Origin of the sequence: Lutimaribacter degradans, from assembly GCF_023703375.1 — a bacterium.
In the GTDB taxonomy this organism is placed as follows: domain Bacteria; phylum Pseudomonadota; class Alphaproteobacteria; order Rhodobacterales; family Rhodobacteraceae; genus Lutimaribacter; species Lutimaribacter degradans.
In genome coordinates this window covers 34703-55506 of sequence record NZ_JAMQGO010000014.1, presented here as the reverse complement: position 1 = coordinate 55506, position 20804 = coordinate 34703, and the positions used below count along the sequence as shown (strand labels likewise).

General features: G+C 63.6%; 17 protein-coding genes and 1 tRNA gene. 7 read left to right on the top strand and 11 right to left on the bottom strand.

Features of this window, described 5'->3' with window-relative positions; all coding sequences use genetic code 11:
- Positions 1-19: 19 nt before the first annotated feature.
- Positions 20-95: transfer RNA gene (locus M8744_RS16010), tRNA-Trp, on the top strand.
- 161 nt (positions 96-256) lie between these two features.
- Here the strand turns inward: M8744_RS16010 and M8744_RS16005 are convergent.
- The 8 genes from M8744_RS16005 to M8744_RS15970 all read right to left on the bottom strand — a co-directional run bounded on the left by M8744_RS16005 (position 257) and on the right by M8744_RS15970 (position 10166).
- Positions 257-1354, bottom strand: coding sequence for a BMP family ABC transporter substrate-binding protein (locus M8744_RS16005; protein WP_251419638.1), 1098 nt, complete (start codon positions 1352-1354; stop codon positions 257-259).
- A gap of 32 nt (positions 1355-1386) precedes the next feature.
- The gene (locus M8744_RS16000; RefSeq protein ID WP_251419636.1) at positions 1387-2310 is read right to left on the bottom strand and encodes an ABC transporter permease; all 924 of its coding nucleotides are present in this window, start codon (positions 2308-2310) and stop codon (positions 1387-1389) included.
- Positions 2310-3395, bottom strand: coding sequence for an ABC transporter permease (locus M8744_RS15995; RefSeq protein ID WP_251419634.1), 1086 nt, complete (start codon positions 3393-3395; stop codon positions 2310-2312). Before M8744_RS15995 ends, M8744_RS16000 begins: the two co-directional genes overlap by 1 nt.
- Before the next feature lie 36 nt (positions 3396-3431).
- On the bottom strand, positions 3432-4949 hold the full coding sequence (locus M8744_RS15990) for an ABC transporter ATP-binding protein (RefSeq protein WP_251419632.1): 1518 nt from the start codon (positions 4947-4949) through the stop codon (positions 3432-3434).
- The gene (gene xdhC, locus M8744_RS15985) at positions 4946-5938 is read right to left on the bottom strand and encodes a xanthine dehydrogenase accessory protein XdhC (RefSeq protein ID WP_251419630.1); all 993 of its coding nucleotides are present in this window, start codon (positions 5936-5938) and stop codon (positions 4946-4948) included. The genes M8744_RS15990 and xdhC overlap by 4 nt, the downstream gene beginning before the upstream one ends.
- Positions 5935-8274 (bottom strand): xanthine dehydrogenase molybdopterin binding subunit, encoded by a 2340-nt coding sequence (gene xdhB, locus M8744_RS15980; RefSeq protein WP_251419628.1) that lies wholly within the window; start codon positions 8272-8274, stop codon positions 5935-5937. The genes xdhC and xdhB overlap by 4 nt, the downstream gene beginning before the upstream one ends.
- Complete coding sequence (gene xdhA / locus M8744_RS15975) at positions 8271-9683, bottom strand: xanthine dehydrogenase small subunit (protein WP_251419626.1); 1413 nt, start codon at positions 9681-9683, stop codon at positions 8271-8273. The genes xdhB and xdhA overlap by 4 nt, the downstream gene beginning before the upstream one ends.
- 171 nt (positions 9684-9854) lie before the next feature.
- Positions 9855-10166, bottom strand: coding sequence for a hypothetical protein (locus tag M8744_RS15970; RefSeq protein ID WP_251419624.1), 312 nt, complete (start codon positions 10164-10166; stop codon positions 9855-9857).
- 143 nt (positions 10167-10309) lie between these two features.
- Here M8744_RS15970 and dnaE point away from each other — a divergent pair, with 143 nt between their 5' ends.
- Together dnaE and M8744_RS15960 are read left to right on the top strand one after the other, a co-directional pair.
- Positions 10310-13813, top strand: coding sequence for a DNA polymerase III subunit alpha (gene dnaE / locus M8744_RS15965; protein ID WP_251419622.1), 3504 nt, complete (start codon positions 10310-10312; stop codon positions 13811-13813).
- A 78-nt stretch (positions 13814-13891) separates the two neighbouring features.
- Complete coding sequence (locus M8744_RS15960; protein WP_251419620.1) at positions 13892-14803, top strand: hypothetical protein; 912 nt, start codon at positions 13892-13894, stop codon at positions 14801-14803.
- Between the two features lie 9 nt (positions 14804-14812).
- Here the strand turns inward: M8744_RS15960 and M8744_RS15955 are convergent, their stop codons facing one another.
- On the bottom strand, positions 14813-15007 hold the full coding sequence (locus M8744_RS15955; protein WP_251419618.1) for a SlyX family protein: 195 nt from the start codon (positions 15005-15007) through the stop codon (positions 14813-14815).
- A 68-nt stretch (positions 15008-15075) separates the two neighbouring features.
- Between M8744_RS15955 and M8744_RS15950 the strand changes: the two genes are divergently transcribed.
- From M8744_RS15950 to hisG, 4 genes are all read left to right on the top strand, one after another.
- Positions 15076-15879: a crotonase/enoyl-CoA hydratase family protein gene (locus M8744_RS15950; protein ID WP_251419616.1), complete on the top strand. Its 804-nt coding sequence runs from the start codon at positions 15076-15078 to the stop codon at positions 15877-15879.
- 97 nt (positions 15880-15976) lie between these two features.
- On the top strand, positions 15977-17599 hold the full coding sequence (hisS, locus tag M8744_RS15945) for a histidine--tRNA ligase (RefSeq protein WP_251419614.1): 1623 nt from the start codon (positions 15977-15979) through the stop codon (positions 17597-17599).
- The gene (locus M8744_RS15940) at positions 17596-18681 is read left to right on the top strand and encodes an ATP phosphoribosyltransferase regulatory subunit (RefSeq protein ID WP_251419612.1); all 1086 of its coding nucleotides are present in this window, start codon (positions 17596-17598) and stop codon (positions 18679-18681) included. The genes hisS and M8744_RS15940 overlap by 4 nt, the downstream gene beginning before the upstream one ends.
- Complete coding sequence (gene hisG / locus M8744_RS15935) at positions 18678-19373, top strand: ATP phosphoribosyltransferase (protein WP_251419610.1); 696 nt, start codon at positions 18678-18680, stop codon at positions 19371-19373. Before M8744_RS15940 ends, hisG begins: the two co-directional genes overlap by 4 nt.
- A gap of 59 nt (positions 19374-19432) precedes the next feature.
- On the opposite strand, the gene M8744_RS15930 is transcribed toward hisG, so the two are convergent.
- Positions 19433-20017 (bottom strand): outer membrane protein, encoded by a 585-nt coding sequence (locus M8744_RS15930; RefSeq protein WP_251419607.1) that lies wholly within the window; start codon positions 20015-20017, stop codon positions 19433-19435.
- A 291-nt stretch (positions 20018-20308) separates the two neighbouring features.
- On the bottom strand, positions 20309-20740 hold the full coding sequence (locus M8744_RS15925) for a DUF1489 family protein (RefSeq protein ID WP_251419605.1): 432 nt from the start codon (positions 20738-20740) through the stop codon (positions 20309-20311).
- Positions 20741-20804 lie beyond the last annotated feature (64 nt).

Sequence of the window (20804 nt, the reverse complement as noted above, 5' to 3'; positions counted from 1 at the left end):
GTATCCGTCACCCCGGCCTAGGGGTATAGCTCAGCTGGTAGAGCGACGGTCTCCAAAACCGTAGGTCGCGGGTTCGAACCCTGCTGCCCCTGCCAATTTTTCCAGAATTGATAACGTGACTTCAAAAGCCCCGGCGCCCCCGGCAGGCCGATGTATTTTGCATGATCAGTCGCTGCCGATTGCGGGCGGCCGACTTTGCACCATGAAAAAGGCCCGCCTTTTCGGGCGGGCCTTTCAGTTGTTCCGGGCGGGTCGTTTACTGCGGAATTTCGCCCTTGATTCCCTCGATGTAGAAATCCATGCCCAGCAGGGTGCCGTCTTCGGCGGTTTCGCCTTCGGCCAGCCAGGGTGTGCCGTCCTGCCGGTTGATCGGGCCGGTGAAGGGGTGGTATTCGCCCGAGCTGATCGCGTCGATCAGCTCCTGTGCCTCGGCCTTGACGTCATCGGGGATGGCGTCGTTCATTTCGCCGATAACCACCTCGCCTTCGGGCATGCCGGCCCAGCTGTCGATCTGCTCATAGGTGCCGTCCATCAGCGCGCCCACGCGCTTGATGTAGTAGGGCGACCATTCGTCGATGATCGAGGCCACACGCGGCCCGGGGGTGCCGTCGTCGTTGGTCATGAAGGCTGCCATGTCGGAAGCCTGGCCAAAGCCCCATGCATTGCCGTCTTCCTTGCCGATTTCCGCCAGCGGCGCGGTCGAGTCGGTATGTGCGGTAATCACGTCAACGCCCTGGTCAAGCATCGCGCGGGCCGCGTCGGCCTCTTTCGCGGGGTCGAACCAGGTGTAGGCCCAGGTCACCACCAGTTCGACATCGGGGTTGGCCATCTTGGCATGATGGAAATAGCTGTTGATGCCCATGATGACTTCGGGGATCGGGAAAGACCCGATATAGCCGATCTTGTTGGTCTTGGTCATCTTGCCGGCGATATGGCCCACAACGGCGCGGCCCTCGTAGAAGCGCGCGTTGTAGGTCGATACGTTCGGGTGTTCACGCTTGTAGCCGGTGGAATGTTCGAACTTGATGTCGGGGAACTTGGCAGCCACGGCATTGGTGGCATCCATGTAACCGAACGAGGTGGTAAAGATTATGTTGCATCCCGACAGCGCCATCTGGGTCAGCACGCGCTCGGCATCCGAGCCTTCGGGCACGCTTTCCTGCCAGGCGATTTCGACCTTGTCGCCATATTCCTCTTTCAGGGCCAATGCGCCCTGGTGGTGCTGATAGGTCCAGCCGCCATCGCCGATCGGGCCGACATAGACGAAACAGGCTTTCGTCGGGTCTTGTGCAAACGCGGCGGTGCCGAGGCTGGCCGCAAATGCGGCGCTTGCAAGCAAAGTTCTTCTTTTCATGGTCATCCCCTGTTGGTGGTTGAATGATGCCCCTAAGACGAGGCGTGGAATGGACGGCCCAGAGAGGCGGGTGCCCCGTGCATCCCCCGGGCCGAGATGAAGACAAGCACCAAAATGGTTATCACATAAGGCGATGCCGACAATAGCGCCACCGGAACCGCGGCGCCAGCGGCCTGCAGGTTCAGTTGCAATACGGTTATGCCGCCGAAAAGATAAGCACCGACTGCCACGCGACCTGCCCGCCAGCTTGCAAACACCACGATGGCAAGCGCGATCCAGCCCGCACCGGCGGTGACCCCTTCGGTCCATTGCGGCACGCGCACCAGGCTGAGATAGGCCCCGCCCATTCCGGCGCAGGCGCCACCGAACAAGATCGCCAGCAGGCGCACCCGCACGACCTTGTATCCCAGCGCGTGGGCGCTGTCGTGGCTTTCGCCGACCGCCCGCAGGATCAGCCCCCCGCGCGTGTATTTCAAAAAGGCCCAGACGGCGACGACCAGCAGAAGCGACAGGTAAACCATGATGTCGTGTGAAAAAATCATTCGGCCCAGCACCGGCAAGTCGGACAACACGGGAATGTCCAGCCGTGGCAGCGATGGTGCCTTTACGCCCTCGTAGGGTTTGCCGATCAATGATGACAGGCCCAGCCCGACCAGCGTGAGGCCCAGCCCCGTGGCGACCTGGTTCGACAACAGGATTTGCGTCAGGACCCCGAATGTCAGCGACAGCGCAGCCGCCCCAAACGCGCCGAACGCAAAACCCAGGATCGGCGAGCCGGTATTGACCGCCACGGCAAAGGCCACGACGGCGCCGGTGATCATCATTCCCTCGACGCCAAGGTTCAGCACGCCGGCCTTCTCGACCACCATTTCACCGATGGCGGCCAACAATATCGGTGTGGCTGACACCATGATCGAGGCGACCAGGAGGATCGGGTTGATTGAAGACAGATCCATCAGGCAAGCTCCGGTTTGGTCAGGCGGATGCGGAAATTGGTGAACACGTCCACCCCCAGTAGGAAAAACAGCAACATCCCCTGGAACAACTGGATCGACGCACCGGGCACGCCCAGCATCAACTGTGCCAGTTCGCCGCCGATATAGGTCAGCGCCATCAAAAGCCCCGCCAGCAAAATGCCAATCGGGTTCAACCGGCCCAGAAAGGCCACGATGATCGCGGTGAACCCGTAGCCCGAGTTGAAATCGATGGTGATCTGGCCCGCGGGCCCCGAGACCTCGAACAACCCGGCCAGCCCCGCCAGCGCGCCCGCCAGCCCGAGGCACAGAAAGACGACGCGCGCCGGGCTTACCCCGGCAAAGCGGGCCGCCTTGGGGGCGTCGCCCGTCAGGCGGATATTAAAGCCCTGAATATGCCGCGTCAGCATCACGTAAACGCCTATCACGCATATGAAGGCGAAAACCACGCCCCAATGCATGCCGGTATTGGGTATCAACTCGGCGTTATGCGCGGCCTCCCATTGCTTGAAGTTCCGGCTGCCGGGAAAGCCCATGCCTTCGGGGTTGCGCAACAGCCCCGACGACATCGACGCCAGGATGTTCTCGGCCACGTAGACCAGCATCAGCGATACGAGGATCTCGTTTGTGCCAAAGCGCGTTTTCAAAATGGCCGGGATCATGGCCCAGGCCCAGCCACCAAGCGCGCCGCACAGGATCATCAGCGGAAAGACCAGCACGCTGTCAGACGGATACAGTGCAAGGCCGGCGCCCGCGCCGCATATGGCGCCCATGATGTATTGCCCTTCGGCGCCGATATTCCAGATCCCGGCGCGAAACCCGATCGACAGGCCAATCGCGATCAGGATCAGCGGCCCGGCCTTGACCAGAAGCTGGGGCCGCGAAAAGGGCGCGAATTGGGGGTCGAACAGCGGGTCCCAGAAAATCGTGCGGATCGCCTCGAACGGGTTCGCGCCGAGAAACCAGAACAGCGCCCCGCCCACGACCATTGTCAGCAGCACGGCCAAGAGCGGGGCAAGAACTGTCCACAGCCGCGAGGGCTGCGGGCGTTTTTCCAACTTGATCATCACAGCAGTCTCCGCGCCCTGGCGCCGTGCGGATATTTACACATGCGCCACCTCCATTCCGTGGGCCCCGCCCATCATAAGCCCGATCTCCTCGACGCTCAGCCTCCGTGTGGGGCGAATGTCGCTCAGCCGGCCTTCGTTCAGCGCGCCGAAGCGGTCGCTGATTTCCATAAGTTCATCAAGGTCTTGACTGATGACAAGCACGGCCGCGCCGTTGGCTGCCAGATCCAGCAACGCTTGCCGGATGGCGGCGGCGGCGCTGGCATCGACGCCCCAGGTGGGCTGGTTGACCACCAGCACCTCGGGTCGCTGCATGACCTCGCGCCCGATTACGAATTTCTGCAAGTTGCCACCCGATAGCGCCCGCGCGACGGTGGCGGGGCCTGGGGTGCGCACATCGAACCGCTCGATGATCGCCTCGGCAAAACCACGCGCCTTGTTCCAGTTGAGAAACCCGTTCCGCACCAAGCCTTCGCGTTGGGCGGCTGTCAGGATCGCATTTTCCGTCAGGCTCATCTCGGGGGCGGCGGCATGGCCGAGCCTTTCCTCTGGCGCAGTCAGCAAGCCCAGCCGTCGCCGTGCCCCCGGCCCCAGCCGGCCCACCGGCTTTCCCTTAAGCTGTATGGTGCCGGCCGCGCTGCGCAACTCGCCCGACAGCGCGGCAAGCAACTCGTCCTGCCCGTTGCCCGCGACCCCGCCCAGCCCGAGGATTTCACCGGCACGCACCGTCAGGCTGATATCTTTCAGGGATGTTCCGAATTCCGATGGGCTTTTGGCTGACAGCGAAGTGATTTCCAGCGCCACGTCGCCCAAGGCGCGCGCGGCGCGTTCGGGCGGTTGAAAGGCGCTGCCCACCATCATTTCGGCCATTTCGCGCGCGGTCGTCTGCGACGGCACGCAGGTGCCCACGTTGCGCCCATGACGCAAAATGGTGGCCTGGTCGCACAGGGCGCGTATCTCTTCCAGCTTGTGACTGATATACAGGATCGCCACGCCCTCGCCGGTCAGCTTGCGCAGCGTCTCGAACAGGATATCAACCTCTTGCGGTGTCAGAACGCTGGTGGGTTCGTCCATGATCAGCAAGCGCGGGTCTTGCAACAGGCATCGGATGATCTCGACCCGCTGCCGTTCACCGGCGCTCAGTTCGCCCACGGTGCGATACGGATCGAGCGGCAGCCCGTAGGTTTCGCTGACCTCGCGGATCCGGGCGGCCAAGTCGCGCATGGCGGGCGGGTTTTCCATGCCCAAGGCCACGTTTTCGGCCACGTTCAACGCGTTGAACAGCGAAAAGTGCTGAAATACCATCGCCACGCCGGCCGCTCGTGCCGCGCGTGGTTCGTTCGGGGCAAAGGCGGTGCCACGCAGCGTCATGCGGCCGCTGTCAGGTTTGACCAGCCCGTAGATCATCTTGACCAGGGTAGATTTGCCCGCGCCATTTTCGCCGAGCAGGGCATGTACCTCGCCCTCGGCGATGGTGAACGAGACATCATCATTGGCCACGACACCGGGATAGGCCTTTGTCAGCCCCTCGATTGTCAAAAGCGTATCCGTCACCCCGTTGTCCTTTCCCTGTCGCGATCATGCCGCCGCGTTTGTTCAACTATCCCCGCTGCCACCCCGATGGCAATGGCCTGGGGGTGTTTGCCAAGGGCCGGATCGCCGATGGGGCAGGCGATGCGCGCGATTTGCGCAGGCCCGTGGCCCATCTCACCAAGGCGCCGCCGAAACCGTGCCCGTTTCGTGGCCGACCCGATGACCCCCGCGCTGGCAAAGCCCCGCCGCAGGGCTGCATCGCAAAGCGAAAGGTCCAGCGCGTGGCTGTAGGTCAGGACAAGGTGATGCGCGTTGCCGGGCGCGTGGGGCATCAGCAGCGCGGGGTCAGGCACGGGTACGATCTCAACGCCCGGCGACGTTTCACCGGGAAACCGCGCGATATCGGTATCGATCCACACGATGTCCAGTTCGGGCAGGGGGGCCAGCACGTCGACGATGGCCCGCCCGACATGGCCTGCACCCCAGATCCAGACCGGCACAGTTGGGCGCAGGACCGGCTCGATCATCCAGCCGTCCAGCAATTGCGGTACGGGCCGCTCGCCGCGCGCCCGGGCGCGGTCCAGCACGCGGGCCACCGATAGCGGCATGTCGGTGCCGCCGTCACTTGCGCGTGCGAAAACGCCATCCGTTATCTTGCCTGCCAAATGCTCGGGCGACGCAGATTGCCCGCCTTCGAACGCTTCCAGCCGCGCCGCGTCGAACAGGTCGCACAGCACCACCACCGCCCCGCCGCAGCACTGGCCCAGGTCCGGCCCTAAAGCGTGTCGGCGTAGCCAGCCCTCGCCGGTGCGCAGCGCCTTGCGCGCCGCCTGCGCGGCCTGAAATTCCAGCGCGCCGCCACCTATCGTGCCCGATTGCCCGCTTTCCCAGATCAGCATCGCGGCGCCAACCTCGCGTGGCGACGACCCTGCGACCCGCGCAATTACCACGCGCGCTACCATGCCGTGGTCTGCCACAGCGGCGCGCAAGGTGGCGAGATCGAGGCTCACCGGCGCACCCGTTCGATGGCAGCCAACAGCCGTTCGGGTGTGGCGGGGGCATCCAGCGCGGGATAGGCCGGCCCACAGGCTGCCACCGCGTCCGACAGCGCCATCAGCGCCGAGATACCCAACATGAAAGGTGGCTCACCCACCGCTTTTGACCGATAGATCGTGGCCGCCGGGTTAGGCTGGTCCCAGAGTTCGACATTGAACACCGGCGGCGTGTCCGACGTGGCGGGTATCTTGTAGGTTGATGGCGCATGGGTGCGCAGCCGGCCCGCGTCGTCCCAGACCAGTTCCTCCATCGTCAGCCAGCCCGCGCCCTGCACGTAACCGCCTTCGATCTGGCCGATATCCAGCGCCGGGTTCAGGCTGGCGCCCGCATCATGCAGGATATCGGTGCGCAGGATGCGGTTTTCGCCGGTGAGCGTGTCCACGGCCACTTCGGTTACCGCGGCGCCATGAGCGAAATAGAAAAACGGCCGCCCCTGGCCGCGGGCGCGATCCCAGGTGATGTCGGGTGTTTTGTAGAACCCCGTGGCCGACAGGCTGACGCGCCCGAAATAGGCGCTTTGCGCCGCTTCGGCAAAGCTCATATCCGCTTGGCCGACATGCACCCTTCCCTGGGTGAACCGCACGCTTTCGGGGGTCGCCTGGTGGGTCGCGGCCAGGTGCTCGGCGATCCGGGCCTTGATTTTTTCGCAGGCGTTCTGAACGGCCATCCCGTTCAGGTCCGACCCGCTGGAGGCGGCGGTGGCCGAGGTGTTGGGCACTTTCTGGGTGTCGGTCGCGGTGATGCGCACGGTATCGAGGTTCACGCCGAACGCATGCGCCGCCACTTGGGCCACCTTCTGGTTCAGGCCCTGGCCCATCTCGGTGCCGCCATGGTTCAAGTGAATCGAGCCATCCTGGTACACATGCACCAACGCACCGGCCTGGTTGAGATGTGTCAGCGTGAACGAGATGCCGAATTTGACCGGGGTCAACGCGATCCCGCGCTTTATCGTTTCGTTCGCGGCATTCCAATCGGCCACAGCCTGGCGCCGCGCCGCGTAATCGGCGCGGCTGGCCAGCGCCTCGGTCATCTCGTGCAGGATGAAATCGGTCACCTCCATGCCGTAGGGCGTGGCTGAGCGCGCCTTGGCCGGGCTGGGGGAATGGTCCGCGCTGAACCGCCGGCCGGTGCCCGGGCCTGTGGGCCGCGCGGCGTCGTAGTAGTTGACCTGCCGCACCGACAACGGGTCACGGCCCAGCACATGGGCGATATGATCCATCACCCGCTCGATCCCCACCATGCCTTGAGGTCCGCCAAAGCCGCGAAAGGCCGTGGCGCTTTGTGTGTTGGTGCGCAGCCGGTGGCTTTCGATCCGGGCGGCGGGCAGGAAATAGGCGTTATCGGCATGCAACATCGCCCGGTCGGCCACTGGCAGGGTCAGATCCTGCGCCCAGCCCGCGCGGGTGTAATGGCGAAACTCGACCCCGGTCAGCCGGCCCGTGTCATCGAACCCGGCACGGTACTCGATACGGAAATCATGCCGCTTGCCGGTGATCATCATGTCATCGTCGCGGTCGTAGCGCATCTTGCACGCTCGACCTGTCGCACGTGCGGCCACCGCGCAGGCCACGGCCAGCGCGTTGCCCTGGCTTTCCTTGCCGCCGAACCCCCCGCCCATGCGCCGGGTTTCCACCCGCACGTTGTGCATGGACACGCCGAGCGCCTCGGCCACCTTGTGCTGGATCTCGGTCGGGTGCTGGGTCGAGCTGTGCACGACCATGTCGCCATCCTCACCCGGAAGCGCCAGGGCGGCTTGACCTTCAAGGTAGAAATGTTCCTGCCCGCCCATCTCGACCCGCCCTTCGACGGAGTGTGACGCGGAGGCCAGCGCGGCATCGACATCGCCACGCGCCCAGGTAACCGGGCCACCCTCGAAATAGCTTTTGGCGGCCAACGCATCTTCGACCGTCAGGATGGGCGTTTCTTCTGCATACTCGATCCGTGCGGCGCGCGCGGCCCGGCGGGCGTCCAGGTGGCTGTGGGCCACCACGAGGAACAGGGGTTGGCCCACGTAATGCACGCTGCCATCGCTGAGCAGCGGTTCGTCGTGGATGGATGGGGACACGTCATTGGCAAAGGGCAGGTCATCTGCTGTCAGCACCGTCACCACGCCGGGGGCCGTGCGCACGGCGGCGAGGTCCATCGTGGTAATGCGGCCGCGTGCGATGCTCGACAGGCCGAAACACAGATGAAGCGTGTTGCGCGGCGTGGGCAGGTCATCGACATAGCGCGCCTGGCCGGTGACATGCAGCGGGGCCGAGTCGTGTGGCAGGGGTTTCCCGGTGCTCATGGCTGCACCTCGCGCAGGTCGGTGCGGGTGCCCGCAATATCTTGGAAATAACGCTCCAACAGGTTCTGGGCCACGCGCAGGCGATAGGCGGCACTGGCGCGCATGTCAGAGAGTGGCGTGAAATCGTCGGCCATTGCCGCTTGTGCGGCCCGGATGCTGTCCAGCGTCCAGGGCTGGCCCGCCAGGGCCTGTTCCGCATTGGTGGCGCGTTTGGGAACGCCTGCCATGCCGCCAAAGGCGATTCGTGCCGATGCGATGGTGCCGTCGCGGGGGATGATATTGAAGGCTCCCAGAAGGGCGGAAATGTCTTGGTCGAACCGTTTCGAAATCTTGTAGCACCGGAAAACGGGGGCGTCGGCGGGCAGGGTGACTGCCTCGACGAATTCGCCCTTTGATCGGTCCTGCTTCCCGTAGTCGATAAAGAAGTCTTCAAGCGCGATGTCGCGGCGCGTGTCGCCATGGCGCAGGTGCAGCCGTGCGCCCAGTGCGATCAGCGCGGGCGGGTTGTCGCCGATGGGCGAGCCATTCGCGATATTGCCGCCGATCGTTGCGGCCGCGCGCACCTGCGCCGAGCCATAGCGCCGGGTCATCGCAGCGTAAGAGGGGTGATGTGCCTCCATCAGCGTCAGCACCCGGTCCATCGTGACGCCTGCACCGATGCGGATCTTGTCGGCGTCGATTTCGACCTGTTGCAGGTCGGCGCAACGGTTGAGGAAGATCACCGGGTCAGGCTGGCGCAGTTGCTTGGTCACCCACAGGCCCACATCCGTTGCCCCGGCCACCAAGGTTGCATCGGGGTGGGCTGCGTAAACCTGCGCAAGCGCATCGGCCGTTTCAGGCTGCCAACGTTGCCGCGGGGCCGGCTGGCCGTCGTCATCCTGGTTGCCGCCCCCTGCGGACATGTCCGAAGAGATCAAATCGGGGTCGTCTTTCACATGGTCGGGCACCGGCGCCGATCGGGCCGCGCGGGCGGCGCGCAGGATGGGGGCGTAGCCGGTGCAACGGCACAGGTTGCCAGCCAGCGCTGTTTCATGGTCGCCGTCGCCGTTCAGGTGCGCGGCGGCCATCGAGGCGATGAAACCCGGCGTACAGAACCCGCATTGGCTGCCGTGATGATCGACCATCGCCTGTTGCACGGGGTGCAGGCTGCCATCGGGCGCGGTGATTCCCTCAACCGTGCGCAGGGCCTTGCCGTGCAGTTGTGGCAGGAAAAGGATGCAGGCGTTCAACGCACGGGCGCCGCGTTCGTCTGTCACCATCACGGTGCAGGCGCCGCAGTCGCCCTCGTTGCATCCTTCCTTGGTGGCGGTCAGGCCGCGGTGGTCGCGTAGCCAGTCAAGCGCGGTCATCAACGGATTGATGTCGCGCAACTCCACTCTCTCTCCGTTGAGAAGAAAGGTGATATCCATGGGGTTCAGCCTGCCGCCTTACCAAAATGACCGGGTTTCCCGGCTGCGCGCCCTCGATGCGGCGTAGAAAGCGCGCGGTTATCCCTGTTGTGGAAACGAGGCTAGGCAAGGCAGGATGCGTTTGGCAAGCAAAAACGGCCCCCGCGCGGCACGCAGAGGCCGATTCAGCGATCAGAAGGGCAGGAAATCTTCGTCAAGCGTATAGCTTTTGATGGCATGCAGGGGTTGCGCGCCATCATAGGAAAAAACGAAGACATGCGCGGAATCAGCACTCAGGGTCATGCGGCAGAACAGCATGTCGGGGTCGAACTCGGCCGGGCAGGTGGCCAGGTCGACATGGTCTATGGCGGTTTCGAACATCTCGTATGTCAGCGGGCCGTCGTTCAGCAGCACCGTGCCCGGCTGTGCGCTGTCATCCGAGGCATGGGCCGCACCAGCCAAGGCCATCAATGCGACGCAAGAGGTGACAAGTAGGGTTTTCATCGGGGTCTCCTTGCAGGTTGGCGGGTTTATGTTGATAAAAATAGTCGGAAATAGCCAGCCGTCATCCGACCCCGTGACCGGATGCCTCGCCCACGGCAGCGATGGGGCTTTCCCGTCGCGTCGTCGCGGCATATCGTGCGCCTATGACAAATCCCCGATTCATCCACCTGCGCGTCCATACCGAGTATTCGTTGCTGGAAGGTGCCGTGCGGCTGAAAAAGCTGCCCGGCCTGTGCGAAGACATGGCCATGCCCGCCGTGGCCGTGACCGACACCAACTCGATGTTCTGCGCGCTGGAGTTTTCGGTAACCGCCAGTGACGCCGGAATTCAGCCCATCGTGGGGTGCCAGGTCGACGTGACTTATGATGCCGCGCAGCCCGGCCAACGGCCCAAGGCGCCCGCGCCAGTGGTTTTGCTGGCGCAGAACGAAACCGGGTATGAAAACCTGATGCGTCTGTCCACTTGCCTTTACGTGGGCAAGGGGGGCGAAGAGCCGCAGGTTTCGCTGGACCAGCTTGAGGAATTCGCGGACGGGTTGATTTGCCTGTCGGGTGGGTCGAACGGGCCGGTGGGCATGTTGCTGCAAGAAGGCGCGCGCGACAGGGCCGAAGCGCTGATGGGGCGGCTGACGGCGATCTATGGCGACCGGCTTTACGTCGAATTGCAGCGCCACCCCGAGGAAGGCGGGCTGCCGGAGGCCGAGGTCAAAACCGAGCGTGGTTTCGTGGAAATGGCCTATGCGATGGATTTGCCGCTGGTGGCCACGAATGATGTGTATTTCCCGAAATCCGAAATGTACGAGGCCCATGACGCGCTGATCTGTATTGCCGAGGGCGCTTATGTCGACCAGTCCGAGCCGCGCCGCCGCCTGACGCCGCAGCATTATTTCAAGTCGCAGCAGGAAATGCTGACACTGTTCGCGGACCTGCCCGAGGCGCTTGATAATACCGTCGAAATCGCGCGGCGCTGCGCCTACAAGGCCGAAAGGCGCGATCCGATCCTGCCGAAATTCGCCGATGACGAGGTCGAGGAACTGCGCCGCCAGGCGAAAGAGGGGTTGGAGGCGCGGCTCAAGGTCATCCCGCATGCTGCGCCGGTCGAGGAATACGAAAAGCGGCTGGACTTCGAACTGGGTATTATCGAGGGCATGGGATTTCCCGGCTACTTCCTGATCGTGGCCGATTTCATCAAATGGGCGAAAGAGCAGGATATTCCGGTGGGCCCCGGTCGCGGGTCCGGCGCGGGCAGTCTTGTGGCTTATGCGCTGACGATCACCGACCTTGACCCGCTGCGCTACAGCCTGCTGTTCGAACGCTTTTTGAACCCCGAACGGGTCAGCATGCCCGACTTCGACATCGACTTTTGCATGGATCGGCGCGAAGAGGTGATCCGCTACGTGCAAGAGAAATACGGCCGCGACAAGGTGGGGCAGATCATCACCTTCGGGGCGCTTTTGTCCAAGGCGGCGGTGCGCGATATCGGGCGAGTTTTGCAGATGCCCTACGGGCAGGTTGACCGGCTGTCCAAGCTGATCCCCGTTGAAGGGGTCAAACCCGTGTCGATCGCCGAGGCGCTAAAGCAGGAAGAGCGGCTGCGTCAGGAAGCCCGCAACGAAGAGGTGGTCGACCGGCTGCTGAATTACGGCATGCAGGTCGAGGGACTGTTGCGCAACGCCTCGACCCACGCCGCCGGGGTGGTGATTGGCGACAGGCCGCTGGATCGGCTGGTGCCGCTGTATCAAGATCCGCGGTCCGACATGCCCGCCACGCAGTTCAATATGAAATGGGTCGAGCAGGCCGGTTTGGTCAAGTTCGACTTTCTGGGCCTGAAAACCCTGACGGTGGTGCAGAACGCCGTCGACCTGATCAAGAAGGGCGGGCGGCACCTGCATATCGCGCCGGATGGCACGCAATTGTATGATCCGCCCGAAGGTGCCGTGGATGATATCGGCGCCATCCCTTTGGATGACGAGGCGACCTACAAGCTTTACGCCAGTGCCAGGACGGTTGCGGTGTTCCAGGTGGAAAGTTCGGGCATGATGGATGCGCTGCGGCGCATGAAACCGAACTGCATCGAAGATATCGTGGCGCTCGTCGCGCTTTATCGCCCTGGCCCGATGGAGAACATCCCGACCTATTGTGAGGTCAAGAACGGCCTCAAGGAACGCGCCTCGATCCATCCGCTGATCGATCATATCCTGGAAGAAACGCAGGGCATTATCGTCTACCAGGAACAGGTGATGCAGATCGCGCAGGAAATGGCGGGCTACAGCCTTGGTGGCGCCGACCTGCTGCGCCGAGCCATGGGTAAGAAGATCAAGGAGGCGATGGACGCCGAGCGCCCGAAATTCGAATCCGGTGCCGCCGAAAACGGCGTCGACAAGAAAAAGGCGACCGAGGTTTTCGACCTGCTGGAAAAATTCGCCAATTACGGTTTCAACAAATCGCACGCGGCCGCTTATGCGGTGGTCAGCTATCAGACCGCTTGGCTCAAGGCCAATCACCCTGTTGAATTCATGGCCGGGGTCATGAACTGCGATATTCACCTGACAGACAAGCTGTCGATCTATGCCGAAGAGGTGCGGCGGGGGCTGGATATCGAGATCGTGCCGCCTTGCGTCAATCGCAGCCTTGAAACCTTCGACGTTCAGGACGGGCGGCTGGTTTACGCGCTGGGCGCGCTCAAGAACGTGGGGCTTGAGGCGATGCGCCTGATCACGGGGGCGCGGGATGACAAGCCTTTCGTTACCCTGTTCGATTTCGCGCGACGCGTTGATCTGAAGAAGATCGGCAAAAGACCGCTGGAAATGCTTGCGCGCTCTGGCGCCTTCGATCAGCTCGACGCGAACCGCCGCCGGGTGTTCGACAGCCTCGATGCGCTGGTGAATTATTCCGCCGCGATTCACGAGCAGAAGAATTCAAACCAGGTGTCGCTGTTCGGTGAGGCGGGCGACGACCTGCCCGAGCCGCGACTTTCGCCGGTTGATGACTGGCTGCCCGTCGAGCGGCTGGCCGAGGAGCACAAGGCCATCGGCTTTTACCTGTCGGGGCATCCGCTTGACGATTACCTGCCCGCCCTCAAGCGCAAGAGGGTCATGACGATCGAGGCCCTGCGCGAAAAGGCCGAGCAGGATGGCGCGGCGATCGGCAAGGTCGGCGTGCTGGTTTCGGGCCTGCAAGAGCGGAAATCAGGCCGCGGCACGCGCTTTTTCCGCATGAATATCAGCGATCCGACGGGGCAGGTGCCCGGCATGGTCATGTTCTGCGACGATTTCGAAGCGACGCGGAAGGTTTTCGAACAGACCAACCAGGTGGTCATGACGCTTGAGGCCCGGTTCAACGAGGGGCAGTTCGACCCGATGGGGCGTTCGGTCGCGCCGATGGATGGGATCGTTGCCGATGCGGGCGCGGCGGGCCTGCGAATTTTCATCGACGATCCGGGTGCCATCGTGCAGGTCGACAACGTCTTGGCCAAGGCCGCCGAAACGGTGCGTGGTGCGGGCAAGGGGCCGATCCATTTTTGCCTGATGGGCCCCGACCTGCCCGGCGAGGTCGAGATCGACACCGGCGCCGAGTATCCGGTCAACCCGCAAATAAAGGGGGCGATCCGCTCGCTTGCCGGTGTGCTTGAGGTGCAAGAGGTCTGATATGCGCTGCGCGCGTCTGTCGCTGGACGGCGCATGGGTGGATTTGCTATCACCCCCATTAATGGGGAGTGAACCATCGTGAGACATGTCATCGCCGCAGGCGTGGCCGCCCTTGCCCTGGCCGGGTGCAGCGATCCGATGGAGCGCGTCACGCGGTTATCGGATGTCGAGCTGAACGAGGCGGCGCCCACCGTCGAAATGGCCGAGCCGGCATCCGAAGCCGAGGCCGAGAAAACGGGTGGCCTGTTTGCGCGCCTGTTCCAGCCCAAGACAACCGCGCCGGGCCGGGCCACGGCCGGGGACGCCGCCGACGACACCACCCGGGAAAGTCGGCCCGCGGCCACGGAAGATGCCGCCGAGAATGCCAAGCCAGATACGGGTGATGCGACGCCAAGCGCGCCGTCCGACGATGACCGCCCGCGCGGGCTGTTCGGCTTGTTCGCCCGGAATGGTCAGGGTGGCTCGGCGCCTGGCCGCATTGACCCTGACGCGCCCGATGCGCAGGTCGTGTCGCCGGGAACGGCGGTGCCCTATGGCACGGTCGCACGGGTCTGCGACATGCCGCGCCGGGACATGGGCCAGAAAGTGGCCGACTACCCAGAACGCCGCGCGCAATACACGCTTTACGACAGCGCGCCGGGCGGCACCGGCCCCCGCGCCTTTTACATGACGGGCTTTCCCGACGGCTGCGCGCGCCAATTCACTGCCGCGTTGGCGATGTTTGGCAGCCCCCGCATGCATGAGCAATTGCGCTACGGCGCGCCGGCCGACTCGCTGCCCTACAGCGACACGGACAAGGCATATGAACGCATCAAGCGCAGGGTCTGCGGCGTCGGGCGCAACAAGCCTTGCGGTGCGCGTATTTCGCGGCTGGAGCGCGATACGGCCTTTGTCACCATTTACGAACGTTTCGGTGAAAATGCGCGATGGGCCACTATGCTGGTGCATGGCGGTGCGGTTGTCGCGGCCGATCTCAAGTCTGGCAACTGACACCGCCTGTCAGTAATGCGGCGGCCGCTCGTCCGCCAGAACGATGCCACCCGTGCCTTCGGCTTCGCGATTGGCCTCGCGTTCCATCAGCATGGCAACGCGCCGGGTCAGTCGGTCGATCTCGGTCTGTTGGGCGGTGACCACGTCCGACAGCTCGTCGACAGTGCGGATGAGATGCGCCAGCTTTTCTTCGAGAACGGTCATGGATAGCCTCTTGCGGGAATGCGACAGGGCGGAAACTATCACGGCAACAGCGCCAATGGGAGGGGCAGATGACCGTAAAGACAACACTACAGGAGCGCATTGCCATCGTCACGATCGACCGGCCAGCACAACGCAATGCCGTTGATCCCGATACTGCACAGGCGCTCTATTCGGCCTTCCTGGATTTCGAGTCGAACGATGCGCTCGATGTTGCCGTTCTGTCTGGCGCCGGGGGCAGTTTCTGCGCTGGGTTCGATCTGAAATCGGCCGGCAGCGGCTTGGCCGACGACTGGCTGGCCGGGTTGGACATCCCCGACGATTGGACCGATCCGGCCAGCCAGCCCTTGCCGGCGCCGATGGGGCCATCGCGATTGATGCTGTCGAAACCCGTGATTGCTGCGGTCGATGGGCACGCCGTGGCGGGCGGCATGGAACTGGCCGCCTGGTGCGACATGCGGGTGGTATCGTCCGACGCGGTGTTCGGTGTTTTCTGCCGACGCTGGGGCGTGCCCTTGATCGACGGCGGCACCGTGCGGTTGCCACGCCTGCTGGGGCAAGGGCGCGCGAACGATCTTATCCTGACGGGTCGGCCTGTCGGCGCGACCGAAGCACAGGCGATGGGGCTGGCCGACCGGGTGACGGGGTCGGGCCAGGCGCTGGAAGAGGCGTTGATCCTGGCGCGCAGCCTGACACGGTTTCCGCAGGCATGCATGCGGGCCGACCACCTGTCGGCGCGGATGTCCGGGGCCGAACTGGCGGTGGGCTTGCGGCTTGAATGGCGCTCGGCCCGCAGTTTCTGGGCCGAGGGGCGCGCGGGTGCCGCGCGGTTTGCCGGCGGCAAGGGCCGCGGCGGCCGGTTCGACGAGATCTGAGCAAGGGCAGGGTGCCCGCGTGCCCTGCGGATCGCTTGCCCTTGGACAGGGGGTGCGCTAGACGCGAGCGCGAGTTTGCCGCGCAAGGATACCCCTGATGGCCAAGCAGAAAAAAGCCCCCCGCCCAAAGGCCGAAACGCCCAAAGGCTTTCGCGACTATTTCGGGCACGAGGTCACGACCCGTTCCGAGATGCTGCGCAAGATCGCCGGGGTCTATCATCGCTATGGCTTCGATGCACTGGAAAGCAGCGCGGTTGAAACGGTCGAGGCGCTGGGCAAGTTCCTGCCCGATGTCGACCGCCCGAACGAGGGGGTCTTTGCCTGGCAAGAGGATGAGGGCGACTGGCTGGCGCTGCGCTATGACCTGACCGCGCCGCTGGCCCGCGTCTATGCCCAGCACCGCAACGATCTGCCAACACCTTACCGCCGTTACGCGATGGGGCCGGTCTGGCGCAATGAAAAGCCGGGGCCGGGGCGGTTTCGCCAGTTTTATCAATGCGATGCCGATACGGTGGGCACGGCCAGCATGGCCGCCGACGCCGAGATCTGTGCGATGCTGGCCGACACGCTGGAAGAGGTCGGCATTCCCCGCGGCGACTACATCATCCGGGTCAATAACCGTAAGGTGCTGAACGGGGTGTTGGAGACGATGGGGTTGAGCGACGATACGCAGCGCGATGCCGTTCTGCGCACAATTGATAAATTCGACAAGGTCGGCGAAACCGGCGTTCGTGAGTTGTTGGGCAAGGGTCGTCTCGACGCCTCGGGAGCCTATATTGACGGTGTTGGACTAAGCGAAGCACAAATGCAGCCAGTCCTAGGATTCATTAACTATTTCGAAGTAGTTCAGAACGAGTTATCTCTGGAAGCCTCACAAGCACGCGATGAGGGTAATGCTGACCGGGGAAGTCAACTTGATAACGCCCGCCATTCTGTGATGTTCGAATTCAAAGATGACCCAGTCGCTTCCGATCCAGAGGCTTTGGCTATTTGGAACAATCGTGTTTTTAACCATTTGAAGCGTCTCATTGGTTCATCTTCGATTGGTTTTAGTGGTGTAGAAGAACTTAGAGAAATCTTCGAACTGCTCGGAGCACAAGGTTACGGGGCTGACCGAGTCCGAGTAGACCCCTCCGTGGTCCGTGGCCTCGGCTATTACACCGGCCCGGTCTACGAGGCAGAGCTGACATTCGAAATCTTTGACGAAAAGGGCCGCAAGCGGCAGTTCGGCAGCGTCGCCGGGGGTGGGCGCTACGATGATCTGGTGAAACGTTTCACCGGGCAGGCGGTGCCGGCGACGGGGGTGTCCATCGGTGTCGATCGCCTTTTGGCGGCTTTACGCGAGAAGGGGCGGATCGAGGCCCGTGAGGAAGGGCCGGTCGTGGTAACGGTGATGGATCGTGACCGGATGGCCGATTACCAGGCGATGGTGGGCGAGTTGCGCCAGGCCGGCATCCGGGCCGAGGTTTACCTGGGCAACCCCAAGAATTTCGGCAACCAGTTGAAATATGCCGACAGGCGACATTCGCCCGTCGCCGTGATCGAGGGCGGTGACGAAAAGGCGAAGGGTGTCGTGCAGATCAAGGACTTGATCCTGGGCGCAAAGATCGCCGAAACTGCGACGCTGGAGGAATGGAAAGACCGGCCCAGCCAGTTCGAGGTTCCGCGCGATCAACTGGTCGCCAAGGTGCGCGACATCCTGGACGCGCACAAGCCATGACCCGGCTGGCATACGAAACAAGCCAGGCGGCGCGCCTGCGCGAGATATTCGTGCAGGCGGGGGCGCAGCCCGTCGAATGTACCATCCTGCAACCGGCCGACACGTTGCTTGACCTTTACGGCGAGGATATTCGCGGACGTGCCTACGTGACATCCGACGCGCTGCGGGGCGAACAGATGCTGCGCCCGGATTTCACCGTTCCCGTGGTGCAGATGCACATGGCGCATGGCGCGGCACCGGCGCGCTATACCTATGCCGGGCCCGTGTTCCGCCGGCAAGAAGACGACGCCGCGCGCGCCAACGAATACATGCAGGTCGGGTACGAAGTTTTCGACGGCGCCAACCTGGCAGCGGCCGATGCCGAGGTGTTCGCGTTGATCCGCGACGCGTTGGGCGCGGCGCCGTTGCGCGCAGCGACGGGCGATATCGGTATACTGACGGCGGCGGTTTCCGCGCTGAACACCACAGAAAGGCGCAAGGCCGCGCTGATGCGCCACATATGGCGGCCCCGCCGCTTTCGAGCGCTGATCGATCGCTTTGCCGGGCGCACGCCGGTGCCGCCGGCGCGGGCGACCTTGCTGGCGGCGCCCGACCCCTTTGCCGACTGTGCGCCGATGATCGGGTTGCGCAGCCGACGCGAAATTGCCGCCCGTATCAGCGCGTTGCATGCAGACGCCAAGGCCCCACCGATCCCCGAGGCCGAGGTTGCCCTGATCGATGCCATACTGTCTGTGCGCGAAACCCTGCCCTATGCGTTGGAAAGGCTGCGAGACATCGCGGTGGACATGCCTGCCATCGCCCCCGCCGTCGAACAGTTGGCCGCGCGCATGGCCGCGTTGCAGGATCGTGGCGTCGATGTCGAACGGTTGGATTTCGAAGCGAGTTATGGCCGCACGACGATGGAATATTACGATGGCTTCGTGTTCGGTTTTTACGCCGAGGCGCGGCCTGACCTGCCCCCGGTTGCCAGTGGCGGCCGCTACGATGCGCTGACGCGGGTGCTGGGGCAGGGGCTGGAGATTCCGGCGGTGGGCGGTGTGATCCGCCCCGGGCTGCTGGCCGACCTGGAGGGCACTGCATGAGCATCAAGCTGGGTGTGCCGTCCAAGGGGCGGCTGATGGAAAAAACCTTTGACTGGTTCGGCGCGCGGGGCGTCAGGTTAAGCCGGGCCGGATCGGACCGCGAATATGCCGGTGCTGTCGATGGTATCGACGGGGTCGAGCTGGTGTTGCTGTCGGCGGGCGAGATTCCCCGCGAACTGTCTGCCGGGCGCATCCACCTGGGCGTGACGGGCACAGACCTGGTGCGCGAAAAACTGGGCGGATGGGAACAGAAGGTCGAAGAGCTGGCCCAACTGGGGTTTGGCCATGCCGATCTGGTGATCGCGGTTCCGGCGGCATGGGTTGACGTCGATACGCTGGACGACCTGGATGCGGTGGCGTCTGCATTCCGTGCGCAGCACGGGTTCCGCTTGCGCATCGCCACCAAGTATCACCGGCTGGTGCGCGATTTCCTGCGCGACCAGGGTGTGGCCGATTACCAGCTTGTCGACAGCCAGGGCGCGACCGAGGGCACTGTGAAGTTCGAAACCGCCGAAGCGGTGGCCGATATCACGTCAAGCGGGGACACGTTGCGCGCCAACCACCTGAAGGTGCTTTCAGATGGATTGGTGCTGCAAAGCCAGGCAACGCTGTTCCGTTCTCGCTGTGCCGTGCTTTGCGATGACTCGCGCGCGGTTCTGGCCAAGCTCCTGGAACAGCTGTCGCTCGATTGAAAAAGGGCCACCGCGCAATCACGCGATGGCCCCCGAGGTAAGCCACGGGCTGTCCGCAATCAGAAGCGGAAGGTGCCGCGCAGCTGTACGGTAGTGGCGTCAAGGTCGACCCCAGAGCCGTTGAAATCGTCGAACTCGTGATACAGCGCCTCGCCACCCAGCGAAAACTGGTCGGTGATCATGTGTTCGTAGCCCAGGCCGACGAAATACCCGTTGTCGTTGCCCAGCGTGTCGGTTTCGGCGCGGGCAAGGCCAGCGGTTGCATAGGCCAGACCGTCGCCGATCTTGTAACCGCCGCGCATCTTGAGCCGTGCAACGCTTTCCAGTGTTGCAGCGCCGCCAAGGTCGATATCGGCAAAGTCATAGTCAAGGCCACCGCCAAGCACCCAGTTACCGAAATCGTAATCATAGCCTGCGACCAGGCCGCCGATGAGACCATCTCCTTCGGGGCCGGTGCTGGCTTCAACATCGCCATATCCAAGTTGGCCACCCATGTAGTAGCCCGTCCAGTCGCGTGTCATGGGTGACATTTGCGGAACCGGCTGTGGGGCGGCTTCGGGGGTGACGCTGTCCAGGTTGCCGGCAAAAGCGGGTGCGGCGGCCAGCGCTGCGGCTGCTGTGAGTGCGGAAATACGATAACGCATCGTTCCTGCCTTTCTTGTTGATTGTGCCCGTTCAGGGCGGGCCATGATTGCTTTTAGGGCCGTGCCTTGGCCCGTGTAATCCGACATAAGATTTGCACGTGGGATACAAGAGCCGCCGCCCTGCCGGGCGGTCACGGTTGCGCGATGGGCGGATTGCCGCGCCGATTGCCGTGGATTTCAGGGTTTTTCTGGCGGGTTCTTGCCGGCGGAGGACCGGTAGGGCCAAGCAATCGCTCTGGCACCATCTCCCGTATCGACGAGGGTTTCGGCCCGCTGCCGAGGGCCGAAACCCTAGAGCACGCCAATCTCGGCCAAGGCGCCGGCCAGTTCAGGCGGCAACGCGTCTTCGGAGTGCCGGTTCGCCGGCAGGTCGGGCGGCGCGTCGGCGGGCTTGAGGTAGCGCCAGCCCTGGAAGGCGCGCTTGGGCGCCAGGGTGGTGCGGGTCAGGCCGGGTTCCAGCACAAGGCCACACCGCCGAATACCATCTCCGTGGTCAACCTCGTCCATCGCCAGGATGCGCTGGCGGCATTGTATCGCCCCCTTGATCACCCAGTAGATCGAGCCGCCGTTCAATATCTCGGCCTCGCGCTTGGGCCACATCCGGGTTACATGGCGCGGCAGCCCGTCGTCGAAACGCTTGCGAAACGCCTCTTGCCAGGCGGTCAGGCTGTCGACGCTTTCGGTGCCGGCGCTCAGCTTTACAAGATGCATCAGCTTGTCCACAGAATCCCCCACATATGCGGCATATATGGTAGCCTTTGTTTGGCCGGCTTCAACCTGTTGTGAA